This is a genomic window from Streptomyces sp. PTL18 (assembly GCF_059510295.1).
Genome location: NZ_JCAJZO010000004.1, coordinates 1 through 15,328, shown reverse-complemented (window position 1 = coordinate 15,328; position 15,328 = coordinate 1). Strand labels below are relative to the sequence as shown.

The window sequence follows — 15,328 nt, the reverse complement described above, 5'->3', positions numbered from 1 at the left end:
GGCAGCCGTTCGCGCCCTTCTCTCCCGGCCGGCTCCGTATCACTGTTCGACGCATCGTCCGACACACCGCGCACGGACCGGTCGCCGGGCCGGAATTTTCCTGATGGCCCGTTTGCAACGGCCCCCGGCGGTGGACAATTGGGGGCATGAGCCAGCAGGGGGACAGGCCCACCGGCCACCAGGACGACTGGTGGGGGCAGTTGTACGACGACTCCACCGGGGACACGGGACCGGCCCCCGCGTCCGACACCCTCGACGACCGCTTCGCCTCCGCCGCGGGGACGGTGGGGCAGGACGCGGCGCGGGGCAGCGGACCTCGGGGACACGGCACTCCACCGGAGGGCAAGGACAACCGACCGGAGGGCAAGGTCACTTCGCCGGACACCCCCCGCCCCAGCGCCCCGCCCCCTGACCGCGCTCCCTGGGAGTCCCCGTCCGCCCTCCCTCCGAGCCCGGTGACCTTCCCGTCCGTCCCGAAGCCACCGGTCGTCCCCCCGCCGCCCGCGTCCGCCGACAGCGCGCCGAAGCCGGCACCCCCCGACGCGCCGTCGGAGGCCCCGCCCGCGCCGCCCGTCCCGCGCCCCCCGCTCCCGGTCGACTACATCGGCTCCGGCCCGCCCACCTACGACCCGGAGCCCACCGCCCTCCCGCCGGCCGATCCCGACCGACTCGCCGACCTGGTCCCCGACACCGCGCTGGACGGAGCCCGCTACGGGTCCTGCACGCTGCGGGCGGTCTCCGCGCGCGGGGACTCGGCCCGCTACCGGGGCGAGCCGCGGCGGGACTGCCTGCTCACCGCCCGTTTCGGCGCGGGGGACCAGGCCCTCGTGCTCGTCGCCATGGCCACCGGTCGGCGCGGCGCACCCGGCGCCCATCGTGCCGCGGCCGAGGCGTGTCACTGGATCGCCCGTGCCGTCGGCCGCAGCCAGCTCCGCCTCGGCGAGGACATCCGCTCCGCCCGGCGCGGCGACCTGAAGTCCGGACTGCAACGGCTCACCGACCGAAGCCTCGGCAAGCTCCGCGCCGGCGCGGCAGCCCACGGCGCCGACCCGGAGGAGTACGCCGCGAGCCTGCGCTGCCTGCTGCTGCCCGCCGACCCCGCCTGCCGTATCCGCGTCTTCTTCGGCGTCGGCGCCGGCGGCCTGTTCCGGCTGCGGGACGGCGAGTGGCAGGACATCGAGCCGTACGCCGCCGACACCACCGGTGAGCCGGTGGTCGGTTTCGGCTCCCCGCCCTCCGAGACGCCCGAGGGCGACCGGCTCACCATGGACCTCGGCATCACCACACCCCCGAACCCGTACGAACCGGTCGTCGAGCCGCCCCGTTCACCCTTTCTGTTCCGTGCCTCCGTCGCCCGGCCGGGGGACACCCTCCTGCTGTGCAGCACTGGTCTCGCCGACCCCTTGCGCGACGAGCCGGAACTCGCCGAGCACCTGACGGCCCGCTGGTCCACGGGCGAGGTGCCGGGTCTCGCCGCCTTCCTCGCCGACGCTCTGGTGAGGGTGAAGGGCTACGCCGATGACCGTACGGCGGCCGCCGTCTGGGAGGCGTGATCGCGTCCCGTGTGGATACATGGATCCAGGGACAGCGAAGGGGTGCGTGGATCCATGGCCAAGCAGAACGTCGCCGACCAGTTCGTCGACATCCTCGTCCGGGCGGGGGTCGAGCGCCTGTACGGGGTCGTCGGCGACAGCCTCAACCCGATCGTGGACGCCGTACGCCGCAACTCCGCGATCGACTGGGTGCACGTACGGCACGAGGAGACCGCCGCGTTCGCGGCCGGCGCAGAGGCCCAGATATCCGGCCGGCTGACCGCCTGTGCCGGCTCCTGCGGGCCCGGCAACCTCCACCTCATCAACGGCCTGTACGACGCCCACCGCTCGATGGCCCCGGTGCTCGCCCTCGCCTCGCACATACCCTCCAGCGAGATCGGCCTCGGGTACTTCCAGGAGACCCATCCCGACCAGCTGTTCCGCGAGTGCTCCCACTACAGCGAGCTGATATCCAACCCCCGGCAGATGCCGCGGTTGCTGCAGACGGCCATCCAGCACGCGATCGGCCGCAGCGGCGTGAGCGTCGTCTCGCTCCCCGGCGACATCGCCGCCGAGCCCGCCCCCGACCGGCCCGCCGAGACCGCCCTCGTCACCTCCCGCCCCAACGTCCGCCCGGGTGACGCCGAGATCGACCGCCTCGTGGAGATGATCGACGAGGCGGAGAAGGTCACCCTCTTCTGCGGCAGCGGCACACGAGGTGCGCACGCCGAGGTGATGGAGTTCGCCGGAAAGATCAAGTCCCCGGTGGGGCACGCCCTGCGCGGCAAGGAGTGGATCCAGTACGACAACCCGTACGACGTCGGCATGAGCGGTCTGCTCGGCTACGGCGCCGCCTACGAGGCCACTCACGAGTGCGACCTGCTGATCCTGCTCGGCACCGACTTCCCGTACAACGCCTTCCTGCCGAAGGACGTGAGGATCGTCCAGATCGACGTCCGTCCGGAGAACCTGGGTCGCCGCTCCAAACTGGACCTGGCGGTGTGGGGCGATGTGAGGGAGACCCTGCGCTGTCTCATCCCGCGGGTGCGGAGCAAGGAGAACCGGCGCTTCCTCGACAGGATGCTCAAGAAGCACGCCGACGCGCTGGAGGGCGTCGTCAAGGCGTACACGCGGAGGGTCGACAAGCACGTTCCGATCCACCCCGAGTACGTGGCCTCCGTCCTTGACGAAGTGGCCGCGGACGACGCGGTGTTCACGATCGACACGGGCATGTGCAACGTGTGGGGCGCCCGCTACGTCTCGCCCAACGGCCGCCGCCGCATCATCGGTTCCTTCTCCCACGGCTCGATGGCCAACGCGCTGCCCATGGCGATCGGCGCCCAGTTCACCGACCGGCGGCGGCAGGTGGTGTCGATGTCCGGTGACGGCGGGTTCTCCATGCTGATGGGTGACTTCCTCACCCTGGTGCAGTACGACCTTCCGGTGAAGGTGGTCCTGTTCGACAACTCCTCGCTCAGCATGGTGGAGCTGGAGATGATGGTCGCCGGGCTGCCCTCGTACGGCACCGCCACCAAGAACCCGGACTTCGCGGCCGTGGCGCGTGCGTGCGGTGCGTACGGCATACGGGTGGAGAAGCCGAAGCAGCTCGCGGGCGCCCTGAAGGACGCCTTCCGGTACGACGGTCCGGCGCTGGTCGACGTGGTCACCGATCCGCATGCCCTGTCCATTCCTCCGAGGATCAGCGCGGAGATGGTGACGGGCTTCGCCCTCTCCGCTTCGAAGATCGTGCTCGAGGGCGGTGTCGGCCGCATGGTGCAGATGGCACGCTCCAATCTGCGCAACGTGCCCCGGCCGTGACGCCGCGCGCCTCGCTGTGCGAGGCTCCAAGACCGGAACCCCGGCCCGATTCCGGCGGGCCGGGGTTCTCGTTTTGTTGTGTCGGACTCGGACGGCTCGGTCACTTGTCCTCGTGCTCGCGCCCGTGGTCGAAGCCGTGGTCGAAGTCTTCGTGGTGGTGACGGATCACCCGGAAGCTGCCCACGACGCCGTGCTTGACCTTCACACCGCCCCAGACGTGACGGGGGTGCACCCCGTCGCTCTGGCTCCAGGGACCGACGATGGCGATGGGAGCGCCGTTGTCGCAGGTGGCCCCGGAGAAGACCTCGACGGTCTTCCTGCTGTCGTTGCGGATGTTGAGGCTCCTGGAGCCGAGGCCGCTGACGATCGTGACGCAACCGTCCGGGATGGCCGGGTACTCACGCTCGTTGATGCGGACCTTGCCGAGGAACTCGTGGCGGTAGCCGCGACCGTAGTCCTCGTCGTGGTCCCCGTGGTCCCCGTGGTCCTCACGGCCCTCGTTGCCCTTGCTGTTGTCGCCGTTGCCGCCCTGCGGGAGGGCGGGGGCGGCAGCGGGGGCGGGGGCCGCGGCGACCGGAGCGACGGGAGCCGCCTGGGCCGGCTCGGAAGCCGCGTTTGCGTAGGTGATGCCGGTGGCCGCCAGGGCCGCGGCAGCCGCGATCGCGGCGGTTACAACGGTGGAACGCGTTGCCATGTTGCTTCTCCTGTCTGAGAGACGTCGGCTGAAAGCCGATGCGTGATTGAACGTACAGACCCTGACGATCTCTGTCATATCCGACATACCGACAATATGAATAACAATCCTTTTGGAGTAACGAAGGCTGATGTGGCGTCACCGAGGAACGTCCCTGGGTCCGGAAGTCGAGGAGAAACGCCGTCACCATGACTGCCGGTCCGTCGCCGGGGCATGCATGTCCATGGAGGTGTTCGAGCGGAGGGGAACCGGCAGCCGGCTACGGGGCGGGGGTCATGAAGAGGCGAGCACGAGGGGGCGGTCCCGCGGTCATCGGGGCCTCCTCGGCGAAGACGACGGAGGAAGCGACCGACACGCCGACGGACCACTCGGCGGCCCCCCAGCTCAGGCGCCGGCTGGGGCGGTCGGACCTACGGGCGGTGCCCGAGGCGCGCAGGGCGCTCAGGGAGTTGCTGCGGCACTGGGGAAGGCCGGGACGCTCCGAGATAGCCGAACTGCTCACAAGTGAGCTCGTCACCAACGCGCTCATCCACACCGACCGCGACGCGGTCCTCACCGCCACCGTCTCCTCGCGCGGACTCCACGTGGAGGTAAGGGACTTCGCGGGACGCAGACCGAGGCCGTGCGCACCGAGCACCGACGACGGCACGCACGGCAGAGGACTGATCCTCGTCCAGTCGCTGGCGGACGCATGGGGCGTGCGGGGGCACGGTGTGGGAAAAGCGGTGTGGTTCGACCTCGGTGCCGAGGCCGCGTGAGGCGGCGCCGCAGGGCTGGGACGAAGAAGGCGTCACCAACGGGAGGGAAGGCGTCACCAACGGGAAGGGGGCGCGGCATCGTGCCGCGCCCCCTTCCCGGGATGGTGTCCGGTCTCAGCCGAACTGCTGTTCAAGGTCCTTGAGCTTGCGCTCCAGGGAGTCGAGCCGCGGCAGCGCCATGGTGTCGTCCTCGGCGGTGAGGTCGACCGTGATCGGGTCAGCGGCGGAGTTCCGGACGGGCTGGAGCGAGGGGCGGGTGCGCGAGGGCAGTTCGCCCGCGGGTATGGCAGGCTCCGAGGAGACCGGTGCGGGGGCCCGCTCGACGGTCTGCACCTCGACCTGGCGTCCGCCGTTGCCGCCGGTGAGGGCGCGGTGACCGCGGCTGAGCGCCTTCAACTGCACCCGCTCGGCCCGCTGCTGCTCGCGACGACGGGCCTTGTTCAGCTCCTTCTGGCGTCGGTCCTCGCGGACCTCCTCGACGGCCTCGTCCAGGCTGCGCACACCCTCGAGGAGCATCAGCGACCAGGCCTTGTACGTCTCACGGGGCGCACGCAGCCAGCGGACGATACGGATCTGCGGCAGCGGACGCGGCACCAGGCCCTGCTCGCGCAGTGCGGCGCGGCGGGTCTGCTTCAGCGCGCGGTCGAACAGCACGGCGGCGGACAGCGACATGCCGGCGAAGAACTGGGGGGCGCCCGCGTGGTCGATGCCCCTGGGCGCGTGCACCCAGTTGAACCAGGCGGACGCCGCCGCGAAGGTCCACACCAGGATGCGGGAGCCGAGCGCCGCGTCGCCGTGACTGGCCTCGCGGACGGCGAGCACGGAGCAGAACATGGCCGCACCGTCCAGGCCGAACGGGACCAGGTACTCCCAGCCGCCGGTCAGGCCGAGGTTCTGCCGGCCGAAGCCGACCAGGCCGTGGAAGGAGAGCGCCGCGGCGACGGCGGCACAGCAGAAGAGGAGTACGTAGGAGGCGGTGGCGTAGACGGTCTCCTTGCGCCTGCGGCGCTCCTCGGCACGCTCCCACGAGTCGTCCGCGCTCGCGCTCTCCCCGGAGGAGCGCTTGCCGCGCGCGAGCACCGCCACCGCCACCAGCATGCCCAGGAGCAGTACGGCGCCCGGAAGCAGCCAGTTCAGCGATATGTCGGTCAGTCTCATCTGGGGTCCCTTGCATTGGGATAGGGCGTAACGCCCGCCATAGTGGCCCAATCCCACCGGCCCTCAGGGGGTTTCGGGGCAAGAGGCCGCCAAGGATGTGCAAGGGAATGCTTTGGACGGCGTTCTGCTCGAACTGCCGCTTGAGGGGCGGGAGTTGAGTTCGAACAAGACTACCCGTACGGGTGGTTCCACGGAAAGTTCCTGCGACAGGTGAGGAACTTGTGAAACGCGTGTGGGTCGCGCGGGGTCCGGTCCGGGGCTGGATCCTACGGCACGCGCACGGTGGTCCGTCGCCCGGGTCCCTGGATTTCACTCAACCGGCCGCCAGGGCGGTCGGTTTGGCGGTTCGGCGGTTCGTCCGGCCGCGAGCGGCCGCCGAGTTCGGTGACCGACCTGCCCGGGAGGCGCCTCGCCGAGCCGGGCGCAGGCGTCCCCCGCCAGGGAAGGGAGCGAGACCGCCACGGGGTGCGGGCCGTCGTTCCGCACTGCTTGGCAGGTAAGGCTCTCCTTACTGGAGGTGGTCTGTGGTTGAACCGGAGCGTAAGGTGCCTATGGTGCTTTACGAGCGGTAAACAACCGTCGTGAAGCGCATCGCACCGTGCAGGACGTCGCAGGGACCGGAGGAGGAGCCCGTGGAGCAGGCCCGTTCCCGCCGTCCGGAGGGCTCTACCGAGACCAGGGCCGCGGCATCCCGGACACCGGCCGCACGGGTGCCGCACCAACTGCGGTCCGGGGACGAGGTCCGCGAGCGGGCCGCCGCCACGGGGGCCACCCGCGGCGAGCACACCCACAGCGAGCCACCGATCCCGCACCCCTGCGTGCGACACGACGCGGGCCCCGCCGGGTTGCGCACACCGGACGGGCGGCCCGTCGTCCAGCGGGCCTCCGTGCGCGGGCAGATCCTCGACGCCCTGCGCACCGCGCTGGTCGCGGGCGAGCTGACGCCCGGCGAGGTCTACTCGGCGCCGGGGCTCGCCGAGCGGTTCGGGGTGTCCGCCACCCCCGTCCGCGAGGCGATGCAGCAGCTGGCCGTGGAGGGCGCCGTCGAGGTCGTGCCCAACCGGGGCTTCCGGGTCGTCGTGCGCGGCGCCCGGGAACTGGCGGAACTCGCCGAGATCCGCGGCCTGATCGAGGTCCCGGTGATGCTGCGGCTCGCCCGCACGGTTCCCGTCGAACGCTGGGCGGAGCTGCGCCCGCTGGCCGAGGCCACCGTCCGCGCCGCGTCCTTGGGGTGCCGGGCGACGTACGCCGAGTCGGACCGCGCCTTCCACCGCGCGGTCCTCTCCCTCGCCGGCAACGAGCAGCTCCTGCGGATCGCCGACGACCTGCACCGCCGCGCCCAGTGGCCCCTGGTCGAGGCCCCCGCCTCCCGCGGCCGCGCCGACCTGCTCGCCGACGCCGCCGAGCACACGGCCCTGCTCGACGCACTGGCCGCCCAGGACCTGACGGTGGTGCGGTCACTCGTTCGGGAACACTTCGCGGGAGCCTCCTGACAGGGCCTTGTCACTGCCCTCCCGGCGGGGCGTGCGGGCGGTCTCCAGCCACAAGTAACTGTTGCTGGGATTTCAGTGACTGTGAGTGGCTGTATGTTCAGGGCCGGGTCCCGGTTCGGAGTGAGCGATCCAGTGGTCCGACAGCAGGTTCCAGACCCTGACCCGGGCACGGTGACGGAGTCGTTCGAGGCCGGCCCGCACCTCGTACGCGGCAAGGACGTGAAGTGGCTGGACCCGGCTGGCTACGCTCGCCGGGTCGACGTCGGGCTGCGCGGACTGGACTTGCGCGGTCGGGAGATCGACGGGTGGCGCGGGCGCAACAGCCCGACGGGCTCTACGGCACCGGGCTGCGGTTGAGTGAGTGGGCCGGCGTCCTGCGCCTGGAGCTGCCCGCGGACGACGAGACCCGCACCTACTACACCTGCCGGCTGGCGGAGGCCTGCGCCAAGGGCGGACGTGGGCGCCGGTTCTGGATGCCACGCAGCGTGCTGGTCGACGTCCTGGCCTACGAGGAGGGCGAACGCGCCGCAGCGGTCCGCCTCGCTCAGCGCGCCGGCCACTACGAGCGGCTGCCGCAGTTGCTGTTGGCCGAATGCAGGACCCGCAACCGGCGGCTGGAGATGCGCGACACCAACGGCCGACGGATGGCCGCGTCGCTGGACTCGCTGGACCCCGGCGCCCGAAAGAGGCTGTTCCGCCGGACCGCCGCCGGACTGGAACCGCTGGCGGTCTGGCTGAACGAGGACGGCATGCCACGCGAGGCGCACGGCTGGCAGCACACCTTCGACACCGGCAACGAGCGGGTCGCCCGCGCCGGGCTCACCTCGTTCGAGGCGAACGCGCACATGATGCGGCACTCGTTCGCGCTGCGCTGGTACTCGGTCGGCCGACTGCTCCACGAGCGGCAGGTCGCGCACCTGAACGCCGAGGAGGTACGCGACTTCCGCGCCCAGTTCGGCGACACCTGGTATCTGGTCGAGACGCTGATGGGGCACGCCGACGTGACCACCACGATGGATATCTACCTGAACCCTCGGGAATTGCATCAGACGGGCGAGAAACGGCAGGTCGCGAGGTCAGGACAGCGTCCGGCGATGGCTCCATCCTCCTACAACTTGGCGGCCTGAGCTGGGAGTTTGGTGATCAGATCCCATCTGATGCAGGATTTGCCCTCCGGAAGGGAGGGCGGAAGTGGGTCTTCAACGACGTGCCGATCTGGCGGGGGCGGCTCATCTGGAGCTGGTCTCCGGGGTGGTCCAGCTGCGTCCGCAGGACGCAATGGTCGAGGCGATGCTGCGGGGCTGGCGGGCTCAGCAGGCCGCCCGCGGGCTCCGTGAGGACACGGTCACCGCCCGGGAACGACTCGTACGCCGGTTTGTGGAGCACACCAACGAATACCCGTGGGCCTGGACGCCGGGCCACGTGGATGAGTGGTCGCTATGGCTGACCAGCGAGAAGCACCTCGCGCCGTCCACGATCCGCAGCTACCAGGGCAGCCTGCGCCTGTTCAGCGAGTTTCTGATCGACGGCCGTTACGGCTGGGCGGTGGCCTGCGAGGACGCCTTCGGCACTCACCCGGTGGCCATCTGCCACGAGTGGAACACCATCGCCCACCTCAACGACTACGAGGGCCGCCCCGAGGCGAGGCCGTTCACCCGCGAGGAGATCCAGCGCTTCCTCGACTACGCCGACGATCAGGTCGAACGGGCGGTCCGGGCCAAGCGCAAGGGAGCCCTCGCCGCTTACCGCGACGCCACCCTCTTCAAGGTCATCTACGGGTGGGGGCTGCGCCGCACCGAGACGTCGAAGCTGGATGTGGTGGACTTCGGGCGGAATGCGAAGGCTCCGCAGTTCGGCCGGTACGGCACGCTCAACGTCCGCTACGGCAAGGCGAAGAAGGGCCAGCCGCCTCGGCGCCGGAACGTGCTGTCGGTGATGGACTGGGCGGTGGAGGCGGTCGCCGACTATATGGAGAACGTCCGTCCCCGGTTCGGCTGCGAGGACCACCCCGCGTTGTGGGTGACCGAGCGGGGCGGCCGCATCAAGCCGGCGGAGATCAACGCCCGGTTCGTCGCCTACCGCGACGCCCTGAAACTCCCGAAGGAGCTGACCGTCCACTCCGCTCGCCACGTTGTCTCTGCTTAGTTTCCGTGTGGCGATTGGCTCCAACTGGGCTGGTGGCTTGGGTGTTTGGGCTTTGCGCTGAGCCGTGTGGTGTTTCTACTGTCAGCGCCCATGATCTTGAGTTTCTTCTCGTCCCGGGGCTGGGAGCCCTGGGACGTCGAGCATCGGCCGTTGATCCCCGAGGGGATGCCCGTGCTCGTCGACGAGGACCTGTGCTTCGAGGACGGTCCTGCAGCGCCGCGTCCGACGGCGGTAGTGAACCGGTGGTTACGTGAGCTCCCGGCCAGCGGGGCGCCGGCGCCGAGCTCGTGGGAGAACTACGCGCGAGCCCTCAAGGAGTGGATGGAGTTCCTGGCCGAGCACGGGGTGGGTCTGTTCGACTCGCGGGAGCGGTTGAAGGCCGGGCTCAGCCGGTACGCCGAGCACCGGGCCGCGGGCCCGCTGAAGGCCCGGTTCGCGGCGACGACGTGGGGCCAGCACATGAGCATCCTGTCGTTGTTCTATCGGTGGGCGATCAACGAGGGGTACGCGACGGCAGAGCCGTTCACCTACCGTTCCGCACGGGCCCTGTTCGCCGGGGCCGGCCGAGAGGTCAAGGTGAACCTTGCGGTGCGCCGCACGCCGAAGCCGCACGTGACGATCAAGTACCTGGAGCCGGACTTCACCGAGTTGTTCCGCAAGGGCTTGCGTGGGCTGGCTCCGGACGGCTCTCAGGACACCGGGTTCCACGGCCGGGAGATGACCCGGAACGCTGCCATCGGGGACCTGGCGCTGGCCACGGGGCTGCGGCTGCAGGAGTTCACCTACCTGCTGCCCTGGGAGGTCCCCGCCCTGCCGCCGGAGCCGACCGTGGTGCCGATCCCGTTCCCGGTGCCGGCCGGGATCACCAAGGGCAAGAAGTTCCGCACCACGTGGACTTCTTACGATGCCCTGGCCGGGCTGCACAACTATCTCGACCTCGACCGCGCCGCTACGACGGAAGGCTCGCCGTGGCGGCCGCCACGGCGATGGGGCGAGTCACTGATGGTGACCGAGCCAGACTCGAGGGGTGGGCTGATCAATGGGATCCGGCGCCCCTGGGCGTCGCTGACGCCGGCCGAGCGGCGCCGGCTGGTCGCCCCGGAGGGCGGTTCGTGCCTGCTGGCAGTGAAGAACGGCGGCGGCCCGTTCACGGCCTGGGCCACGGTCTTCGAGCGAACCTCGGACCGGATCCGGTCCCGCTTCGAGCCCCGTTTCCCGCACGTCTGGCCCCACCGATGCCGCCACACCTTCTCGATGAGGACCTTGGAATTCCTGGTCACCGGGCACTATCGGCAGGCCGCGAAGCTCGTCCGGGACACCGACGCCGACGCCGCCCTGGTCTTCTACTTGAGCAAGGCGGACCCGCTACTGGTACTTCGTGATCTTCTTGGACATACCACCGTCCTGACCACGGAAAAGTACCTTCGCCGCCTGGACACGACGCGCATCTACCGGGAGGCATACGAGGGGGCCGGAGCCGATGCCGGGCTGACCGAGGATTCGGCGGCCGAGCGGGAAGCTGCGGCCGAGTTCGCCGACGCGGTCGAGGATGGTGACCTCTGATGCCGACTATGCTCATCGACGAACCCCTCGGCCTGACCTGCGTGTTCAGTGACGGTCGCCGTGCCGATTACAACCTGGACGGGCTGCCCAACCCGCGTCTGGCCCGGGACCTGGCCACCGGCCTCGTGGACCTGATCCATCCGCACGGCACCGCGGACTCGGACGGCACGGTCAACTTCTATATCCAGGCTCTGCGGAACATGGTCCGCACTCTGGCCGCGCAGGGCTTCGCTGGTGGCGCCGCTCAGCTACGGCGGGGCCAGCTGGCCGAGTTCTGGATGGCCAGTCCGACCAGGCTGGAGGCCCTGACCCGCAGCCTGGTGGAGGGCTATGCCCAAAGCGGCGGCACCCTCGGAGAGGGAGTACTGGAACTCGCTGCCGGACGGCACTTCAACATCCAGCCCTACCGCCACACGCTGCCGCCCTACGCAGAGGAGGAATGGCAGCGGCTGACCGCGGTCTGCCGCACCTTGGTCGACGATTCGTACGCCGCTCACCGACGAGCCCTCGCCGATGCCGCCGACGGACAGCACCCCCTCGAAGGCGGCTGGAAGCCGGGCAATCTGCGCTGGCTGCTGGCTGCTGGCTCGGGTCGGGCCCGTAAGCATCAGCGGTTTCGGCCAGTACCTGGACGTCTCGGCGGCAGTGGTCCACAACCGCGGCGGCTTCCATGACGCGACCCGGGCCGTCTTCCCGCACCTGGACGCGCTGATCGCCTACCGGCTGCTGTTCGGCATCTACTCCGGCATCGTCCCCGACGGCACCGACGACCTGGTCACCGAGGACATCGACTGGGCCGGTGACTCGACGGTCCTTCTCTCCTACATCAAGCGCCGCACCGCGGCGGAGAGCCTGAACCTGCCCCGCCGGGCGGTCCGGCTGCTGGAACAGTGGCTCGCGCACTCGGCACTGCTGCGGAGTTTTATGCCGCCGGAAGAACGCCGCAAGCTGTGGGTGGGGGTGAGCCGGGCCGGCGGGTCACGCCGCATCCGCAGGATCGACCGGGTCGCAGTTCAGCGATGGGTCCTTCGCCATGGAGTCGTCGGGAACGACGGCCAGCCCCTCAAGGTCCACCGGTCGCGGATCCGCACCACCCACGAAGCCATGCGGGACAAGAGCACCTGGACAGGCAGCTCGCGGGCGACCATCGACCCGAACCACACACCGGCCGTCGAAGGCGATCACTACCTGACGGCCGCGACTCCGGCCCAGCAGCAGGCCATCGAGACGGTCGTCGAGGACGCCCAGCACGACATGCTCCGGCGGGCCCACCCGCCGACGGTGATTACCGAGGAGGACGCGGCTGCGCTGGCCGGGGGCTATCCGCAGCTGGTGGCGGCCATGGACCTGAACGATGCGGCGATCGCCGAGCTGGTCGGCGGCCAGCGCGACGTGTTCACGGCCGCCTGCGGTGACCAGCTGTCCGGACTGCACGGGCCGAAGGGAAAACCCTGTCCGGCCCGGCCCTGGGTCTGTCTGCTCTGCCCGCTGGCAGTGTTCGCCCCTCGGCACGCGGTCAACCTGCTGCGGCTGAAGGCGTTCTTCTCCCGGCAGTGGCAGCAGATGCCCGCCGCCCAGTTCATGGCTGTCTTCGGCCCTTACGCCGCACGCATCCATCAGGTCCTGGACCGCTTCGACCCCACCGTGCTGGCCGCGGGATCCGCCCATATCGCCGACCAGGACGATGAACTTCCCCTGCGGCCCGAGGAGATGAGCGTGTGACCACCGCCCTTGCCGCTGCTGCCTTCTTCGACGGCCGGTCCGCGATCTTCGCCGGCGCTGATGTCTGCCGCGAGGCCGGATTCCTTCTTCCGAGGGCACACAGCGACCGCTGTTCGAGGACGACACCTGGGACTTCACCGACGTCATCGGGCTGCCCGTCCAACTCGCCCTTTGCACCCGCCGTTTCCACTTCACCGCGATCACCGACACCCGGTGGCGCTTGGTTGCCAAGGAACTGGTGCTGGCTCTGTTCGCCCCGCGTCATCCAGCCGTCGCCCCACTGCCCAGGGCTCATCGCACGGCCCTGCACCTGCGCAGTTGCGCGGGCCGGCTGGACGAGCTCACCAGGCTCTTTGCCTGGCTGGACAAGCAGGCCATCGGGAGTCTGCAGCAGATCAGTACGCAGATCTGCGAGGCATACATGGCCCATCGCCGCTACGTGCTCGATGAGGACGGCACGGTTGTCGGCGAACAGAGCCCCGCAACGCGACGCGCCGCCGCACAGGTCGTCGTCGACCTCGTCAACTACCGCGACCTGTTCACGGCCGACCGCGTCCCCGGGGACCTGCGGCCCTGGGGCGAAGCCACAGCCTCAGCTGTCGCTGAGATGCCCAGCGGCCGCACCGAGAACAAGACCTCGCCGGTCGAGGACAGCGTGCTGCAGCCCATGCTCGCGGCCGCACTTTACGTCGTGTCCACGCTCGGCCCGCACGCCATCAAACTGGACCGGGAAGTACGGGAGAACGACAGCAGCATTTCCTGCAAGACGGCCGGGCTGCGACACGGCGGTCCCGACTTCGCTGATGAGATCGTGAAGCTGCTGGCCGAGTACACGCGAACGTGCACACCGCTGCCGATGCTTGCCGAGAACTATGCCGACGACCGACGGGCCGATGGCTGGTCCGCGGACGATCCCCTGCTGCCGGTGGCCACCGGAGTCCTGGCCCGGCAGGCCGGGTTCAGCCAGTTCTGGTCGAGATGGTTCCCGGCTCTGCGCGGGCCGTTGGAATCGGCGGTCGCCTCGGTGGGAGTGGAGAAGATGTTCGCCCGTCAGGCTTCCGAGGTCGCCGCAGCGGACGGCACCTCGTCGTTGTCCTGGACCCTGCCGCTGCACCGGCTCCAGGCCGTCGCGCTGGTCGGGATCGTCCGCACAGCCGTGATCATCTTTCTGGCCGCGGTCTCCGGGATGAGGGCGAGTGAGCTGATGGAACTGAGGGTCGGCTGCCGCCGCCCGCCCGAGGAGCCTGTCCCCGGTCTGACCCGCTACCGCGTCGCCAGCAAGGTAGTCAAAGGCCAGCCGTTGGGCGCCACCGACGATGAGTGGGTCGTCATCGAACCGGTCTATCGCGCGATCTCACTCGCCGAGCAACTACACGACAACCCGCACGACGGGTCCTTGCTCTTTGGCCGCTTCTCCTTCGGCGTCCGCTACAAGTGGTTCAGGAACTGGGTCAACTCCGAAGCCGGACAACGACTTGGGCTTGCCCCGATTCCCAACGGACCGGTCAATCTCCGGATGCTGAGGAGGACCTTGGCCCTGGAATTGGCCTACCGTCCCGGCGGCGTGCTCGCATCCAAGATCCACCTAAAGCATGTCGTTGTCGCCACAACGGAAGGGTATGCCTCGCGCCCCGGCGGAGCTCAGGCCGAACTGCTGGCCGAGGTGAACAAGCACGAGAGCGACCGCAACCTGGATCTGGTCCTGGCCGAGTTCCGCAACTACCAGCAAGGCATCCTGCCGGCCGGCCCGGGAGCTCGGAGCCTCACCGAGTTCTTCGCCAGCATCGACGAGAAGCTCGACCCGGCAGCAGCGTCGGCGCCGAAGACGCAGCGCAGTGACCACGACGTGCTCAACCTGCTGACCAAACGAGCCAAGGTCCTCCACCTCGGTCCCGCGAACTACTGCTGGTTCACCGACCCGTCCCGGGCGCTCTGCCTGAAGCTCGCCGGCACCCCCACCGCCGACCGACCGCTGGTCGGAATGTGTGACTCCGCCCGCTGCCCGCAGGCCACACACCATCCCTGCCACCGTCCCGTCTGGGCCGAACACGCCGACCGCACCGAGACGTTCATCGGCCAGCTCGGCACCACGCGCAAGACCGAACGCGCCCGGCTCCAGGCCGACTGCGACCGAGCTCTCCGCGTCGTCGCCGAGATCGACGCCGCCCGCACCACCATGAACGAGGACTCCGCATGAGAATCTCCGCAGCCCAGCGAACCGAGAACGAGAACCGCATCAGGGCCACCATGGACCGGCTCCTTCGAGGTGAGATCCCGCGCGGCGGAAAGTGCGACATCAAGACCCTCGCCGGCGAGGCCGCGGTCGACCGCACCGCGTTCTACGGCAACCGCCCCTACTCTCACCTCCGCGTCGAGTTCGAGCGGCGCCTCCAGGCCCTGCACCAGGCCGGAGAGATCCCCGACCCCCGCGAAGCCCAGATCACC

At 69.8% G+C, this 15,328-nt stretch carries 12 protein-coding genes and 1 pseudogene; 11 read left to right on the top strand and 2 right to left on the bottom strand.

Annotated elements, in window-relative coordinates; translation table 11 throughout:
* Positions 1 to 146 precede the first annotated feature (146 nt).
* Both AC5WS8_RS09125 and AC5WS8_RS09120 read left to right on the top strand, forming a co-directional pair.
* Positions 147 to 1,553, top strand: coding sequence for a protein phosphatase 2C domain-containing protein (locus tag AC5WS8_RS09125; RefSeq protein ID WP_496102806.1), 1,407 nt, complete (start codon positions 147 to 149; stop codon positions 1,551 to 1,553).
* 54 nt (positions 1,554 to 1,607) lie between these two features.
* Positions 1,608 to 3,350, top strand: a complete 1,743-nt coding sequence (locus AC5WS8_RS09120; RefSeq protein ID WP_496102805.1) for a pyruvate dehydrogenase — start codon at positions 1,608 to 1,610, stop codon at positions 3,348 to 3,350.
* Positions 3,351 to 3,450: 100 nt separating this feature from the next.
* Here AC5WS8_RS09120 and AC5WS8_RS09115 read toward each other — a convergent pair whose 3' ends face one another.
* Positions 3,451 to 4,044, bottom strand: coding sequence for a hypothetical protein (locus tag AC5WS8_RS09115; RefSeq protein ID WP_496102804.1), 594 nt, complete (start codon positions 4,042 to 4,044; stop codon positions 3,451 to 3,453).
* A 275-nt stretch (positions 4,045 to 4,319) separates the two neighbouring features.
* Between AC5WS8_RS09115 and AC5WS8_RS09110 the strand changes: the two genes are divergently transcribed.
* A complete protein-coding gene (locus tag AC5WS8_RS09110) occupies positions 4,320 to 4,802 on the top strand; it encodes an ATP-binding protein (protein ID WP_496102803.1) in 483 nt (160 codons plus the stop codon).
* Between the two features lie 114 nt (positions 4,803 to 4,916).
* Here AC5WS8_RS09110 and AC5WS8_RS09105 read toward each other — a convergent pair whose 3' ends face one another.
* A complete protein-coding gene (locus tag AC5WS8_RS09105; protein ID WP_496102802.1) occupies positions 4,917 to 5,960 on the bottom strand; it encodes a DUF2637 domain-containing protein in 1,044 nt (347 codons plus the stop codon).
* A gap of 632 nt (positions 5,961 to 6,592) precedes the next feature.
* Between AC5WS8_RS09105 and AC5WS8_RS09100 the strand changes: the two genes are divergently transcribed.
* The 8 genes and pseudogenes from AC5WS8_RS09100 to AC5WS8_RS09065 all read left to right on the top strand — a co-directional run.
* Positions 6,593 to 7,453: a GntR family transcriptional regulator gene (locus tag AC5WS8_RS09100; protein WP_496102801.1), complete on the top strand. Its 861-nt coding sequence runs from the start codon at positions 6,593 to 6,595 to the stop codon at positions 7,451 to 7,453.
* Between the two features lie 305 nt (positions 7,454 to 7,758).
* A complete protein-coding gene (locus AC5WS8_RS09095; RefSeq protein ID WP_496102800.1) occupies positions 7,759 to 8,580 on the top strand; it encodes a hypothetical protein in 822 nt (273 codons plus the stop codon).
* A gap of 64 nt (positions 8,581 to 8,644) precedes the next feature.
* Positions 8,645 to 9,598, top strand: a complete 954-nt coding sequence (locus AC5WS8_RS09090) for a tyrosine-type recombinase/integrase (protein WP_496102799.1) — start codon at positions 8,645 to 8,647, stop codon at positions 9,596 to 9,598.
* Between the two features lie 45 nt (positions 9,599 to 9,643).
* Positions 9,644 to 11,161: a site-specific integrase gene (locus tag AC5WS8_RS09085; RefSeq protein WP_496102798.1), complete on the top strand. Its 1,518-nt coding sequence runs from the start codon at positions 9,644 to 9,646 to the stop codon at positions 11,159 to 11,161.
* Positions 11,161 to 11,835, top strand: coding sequence for a hypothetical protein (locus tag AC5WS8_RS09080; protein ID WP_496102797.1), 675 nt, complete (start codon positions 11,161 to 11,163; stop codon positions 11,833 to 11,835). Before AC5WS8_RS09085 ends, AC5WS8_RS09080 begins: the two co-directional genes overlap by 1 nt.
* On the top strand, positions 11,807 to 12,883 hold the full coding sequence (locus AC5WS8_RS09075) for a hypothetical protein (protein WP_496102796.1): 1,077 nt from the start codon (positions 11,807 to 11,809) through the stop codon (positions 12,881 to 12,883). Before AC5WS8_RS09080 ends, AC5WS8_RS09075 begins: the two co-directional genes overlap by 29 nt.
* A gap of 220 nt (positions 12,884 to 13,103) precedes the next feature.
* On the top strand, positions 13,104 to 15,080 hold the full coding sequence (locus tag AC5WS8_RS09070; RefSeq protein WP_496102795.1) for a site-specific integrase: 1,977 nt from the start codon (positions 13,104 to 13,106) through the stop codon (positions 15,078 to 15,080).
* Positions 15,077 to 15,328, top strand: a pseudogene (locus tag AC5WS8_RS09065) (hypothetical protein); the annotation flags it as partial. The gene AC5WS8_RS09070 and the pseudogene AC5WS8_RS09065, both read left to right, overlap by 4 nt.

What these genes read in the sequence shown, in the direction of transcription:
- AC5WS8_RS09125 (WP_496102806.1), top strand. Translation starts at nt 147, where the DNA reads ATGAGCCAGCAGGGGGACAGGCCCACCGGCCACCAGGACGACTGGTGG.
- AC5WS8_RS09120 (WP_496102805.1), top strand. Translation starts at nt 1,608, where the DNA reads ATGGCCAAGCAGAACGTCGCCGACCAGTTCGTCGACATCCTCGTCCGG.
- AC5WS8_RS09115 (WP_496102804.1), bottom strand. Translation starts at nt 4,044, where the DNA reads ATGGCAACGCGTTCCACCGTTGTAACCGCCGCGATCGCGGCTGCCGCG.
- AC5WS8_RS09110 (WP_496102803.1), top strand. Translation starts at nt 4,320, where the DNA reads ATGAAGAGGCGAGCACGAGGGGGCGGTCCCGCGGTCATCGGGGCCTCC.
- AC5WS8_RS09105 (WP_496102802.1), bottom strand. Translation starts at nt 5,960, where the DNA reads ATGAGACTGACCGACATATCGCTGAACTGGCTGCTTCCGGGCGCCGTA.
- AC5WS8_RS09080 (WP_496102797.1), top strand. Translation starts at nt 11,161, where the DNA reads ATGCCGACTATGCTCATCGACGAACCCCTCGGCCTGACCTGCGTGTTC.